The 3,337-nt window shown below is 73.9% G+C and carries 2 protein-coding genes; both read right to left on the bottom strand.

Going from position 1 to position 3,337, the window contains the following annotated elements:
- On the bottom strand, positions 1-1,542 hold a 1,542-nt coding region (locus HII36_RS54140), incomplete at its 3' end, for a condensation domain-containing protein (protein WP_173531198.1).
- Between the two features lie 26 nt (positions 1,543-1,568).
- A partial coding sequence (locus tag HII36_RS54135) for a condensation domain-containing protein (RefSeq protein WP_236005194.1) occupies positions 1,569-3,337 on the bottom strand: 1,769 nt, incomplete at its 5' end.

Below are 3,337 nucleotides of genomic sequence, written 5' to 3'. Positions count from 1 at the left end.
ATCCATCACCACCGCGACCCGATCCCCGCGACCCACCCCACGCGCCGCCAGAACCCCGGCCAACCGGCCCGCCCGCTCCCACAACTTTCCATACGTCAGGGAACTCCCACGCCAGGTCACCGCCACCGCATCCGGCGCCCGGGCCACCCGATCCTCGATCAACTCCACGACCGAGCTCGCGCCGCCGGTGTGGACGGCGCCGTTCCCCGCCCAGCGGACGAGGCGTTCGAGCTCGTCGGGGGCTGCCACGCCGCCCGCTCCAGCCACGGTGGCCTCGGGGTCGGCCAGTTGTTCCAGCATGCGCGTCAGCCGCCCGAGCATGGCGGTGGCGCTCTCCCGGCTGAAGAGCTGGGGCAGGTGGTCGAGTTTGAGCACCACGTCGCCGGTGTCGACCGGCGCCACCACCAGCGTCAGCGGGTAGTGCGCGACCTCCCGGCCGGGGTTCGCCCGCACGGTCAGGGAGCCCGGCGCGGATTCACCGGAGGTGTGCGGGTAGTTCTCGTAGACGACCAGGGTGTCGAAGACCGCTCCCGGCCCCGCCGCCTGCTGGATCCGCGTCAGGCCGAGATACTGGTGGTCCATGAGCGCGACCTGCTGCTTCTGCAGGTTCCGCAGCAGTTCCAGCACCGAGAGGCCGCCCTGGAGCCGCACCCGCACCGGGACGGTGTTGATGAACATCCCCACCATCCGCTCCACGCCCGGCAGCTCCGCCGGCCGGCCCGCGACCGTCGTGCCGAACACCACGTCCGTCCGCCCGGACAGCCGCGCCAGCAGGAGCGCCCAGGCGGCCTGGAACACCGTGCTCAGCGTCAGGTCGAAGGCACGGCAGAGCTCGGCGAGCTGCTTGGCGAGCGCCGCGGGCACCTCGGTGATCACGCTCTCCGGCAGCGCGGCCACCCGCGTGGGGTCGGCCGGGGCGACCAGGGTGGGCTCGTCCACGCCGGCCAGCTCGGCCTGCCACGCGGCCAGGCTCGCCGCCTGGTCCTGCCTGCCCAGCCAGGCCAGGTAGTCGCGGTACGAATGCTCCGGCGGCGGTTCTGCGCCCGCGTAGACGGCGGTGACCTCGTCGAGCATCAGCGGCATGGACCAGCCGTCGAGGATGAGGTGGTGGCTGGTGATGACCAGGACGTGCCTGTCGTCGGCCAGCCTGATCAGCAGCAGCCGCAGCAGCGGCGCCCGCGTCAGGTCGAAGCGCCGCTCCCGCTCGCCCGCGGCCAGCTCCTCGACGGCGCGGGCCACCTGGTCGGCGGAGCCACGGCCGGACAGGTCCTCCTCGCGCCACGGCGGCCGGGCCTCACTGGCGATGACCTGCACGGCCTGCCCGGACCCGCGCCAGCGGAAGCTCGCCCGCAGCGACGCGTGCCGCGCCACGACGGCCTCCCACGCCGCGCGCAACCGTGCCGCGTCCAGTGGCCCGTCCAGGTCGAGGGTCCGCTGACTCTGGTACACATCGGGGCCGTCGTCGTCGAAGGATGCGTGGAACAGCATGCCTTCCTGCAGTGGCGACAGCGGCCATACGTCTTCCATACGGGACCGGACCATGGATGTCTCCTGCGATCGGTTCTGGGCTATCGGTCGTTGGCGGCTTGCGCCGGGAAGTCGGCCTCGAAGGCGTCGATGTCGTCCTGGTCGAGGGTGAGGAGGTCGAAGTCGGACGCGGTGTGCCCGCCCGCCGTCGGCTCACTCGCGTGCCTGGCGAGCCCGGCCAGCATGTCCGTCCAGGCGATGCCGAGCCCCTCGGCGTCCGGCAGCGAGCGCCCGGCCCAGGTGAGGACCAGCGTCAGCGCCGACCGATCGCCGCGGCCCGCCACGACCGCGCCGGCCGTCAGCACGTGGGGCATCGGCATGCCGGGGTCGGCGGAGCCGCTGATGACCTCTCCGTCCCCGGCGAAGTGGCCGAGGTAGTTGAAGCCGATCCGCGCCTGCTGGAGTGCCGCCAGCCGCTGCCCGGTCGCGGGGTTGCGGTGGCGCAGCAGCCCGTGGCCCAGCCCGTCACCGGGTACGGCTCGCGCCTGTTCCTTGACGCGCTTCAGCAGCCGCCCGGCCTCCGGGGCGCCCGCGGCGACCTGCTCGGGATCGATGCCGGTGACGTCCAGCCGCACCGGGTGGACGCTGGTGAACCAGCCGACCGTCCGTGTCAGGTCCATTCCGCCGACCGGGTGGCGCCCGTGGCTCTCCACGTCCACCAGCGGTTCGGTCCAGCCAGGCCGCCAACGGGCCACGGCGACCGCGAGGGCGGCCAGCAGCACGTCGTCGACGCCGCAGCCGTACGCCGGTGCGACCTGCTCCACGAGTGCCGCGGTCGTCTGCCGCGACAGTGTCCACGAGGCCTGGCGTGCGTGAGCGAAGGTGTCGCGCGCCGGGTCCAGGGCGGCCAGCGGCGGCTCGGGGACGTCGAGGAGCGCCGTCCACTCCGCCAGCTCGGCGACCCGCCGCGGGCTGGTCGCCTCCTCGGCCAGCAGGTGCGCCCACCGCCGGAACGAGGCGGGCACCGGGTCGAGGCGCGGACGCCGGCCGGCCACGGCCGCCTCCCAGGCGGCTCGCAGGTCCGGCAGCAGAACGCGCCAGGACACCCCGTCGACGACCAGATGATGGCCGGCCACCGTCAGCCGCCCGGGTGCGCCGGTCTCGTCGCCGGGCAGCCAGGAGATCCCGATCATCCTGCCCGCCGCCGGGTCGAGCAGTTCCGGGGCGTCCTCGCCGATCCGCACCAGTTCGGCCGCGTCCACGGATCCCCGTTCGCCGGCCGTCAGACGCCCGCCGGCCACCCGGGCCCGCAGCATGTCGTGGGTGTCCAGGACCTCTTGCAGGCCGCTCACCAGCGCTTCGCGCGTCAGTCCCGCGGGGGCGGGCACGGTCAGCCACTGCGCGAACCCGGGCCGCAGCGCGCCTTCGCCCGCCGCCAGCATCACCGGCGTCCACGGCACCTCGCCCACGCCCACGTCCATCGGGCCGGGGCCGGACTCCGCAGCCGGCGTCCGCTCGGCGAGTGCCGCGAGTCGTTCCGGGGTCTTGTGCTCGAAGATCTGGCGCGGGGTCAACGCGATACCCGCGCGACGGGCGCGGGCGGCCAGCTGCATCGAGGTGATCGAGTCACCGCCCAACGCGAAGAACCCGTCCTCGACCCCCACCCGATCGAGCCCCAGCACCTGCGCGAACAACTCGCACAACATCCGCTCGGCCTCGGTGCGCGGCTCACGCCCACCGCCTGCGGCGGAGAAGTCCGGGTCGGGCAGCGCCTCCCGGTCCACCTTGCCGTTGACCGTCAGCGGCAGCGCGTCCAGCACCACCACCGCCGCCGGCACCATGAACTCCGGCAGCACCCGACCCAGCCGCT

The sequence above is a fragment of the Nonomuraea antri genome (assembly GCF_013283785.1).
Classification (GTDB): domain Bacteria; phylum Actinomycetota; class Actinomycetes; order Streptosporangiales; family Streptosporangiaceae; genus Nonomuraea; species Nonomuraea antri.
The sequence above is the reverse complement of the archived record's forward strand: the minus strand, read 5'-3'. Positions and strand labels throughout refer to the sequence as shown.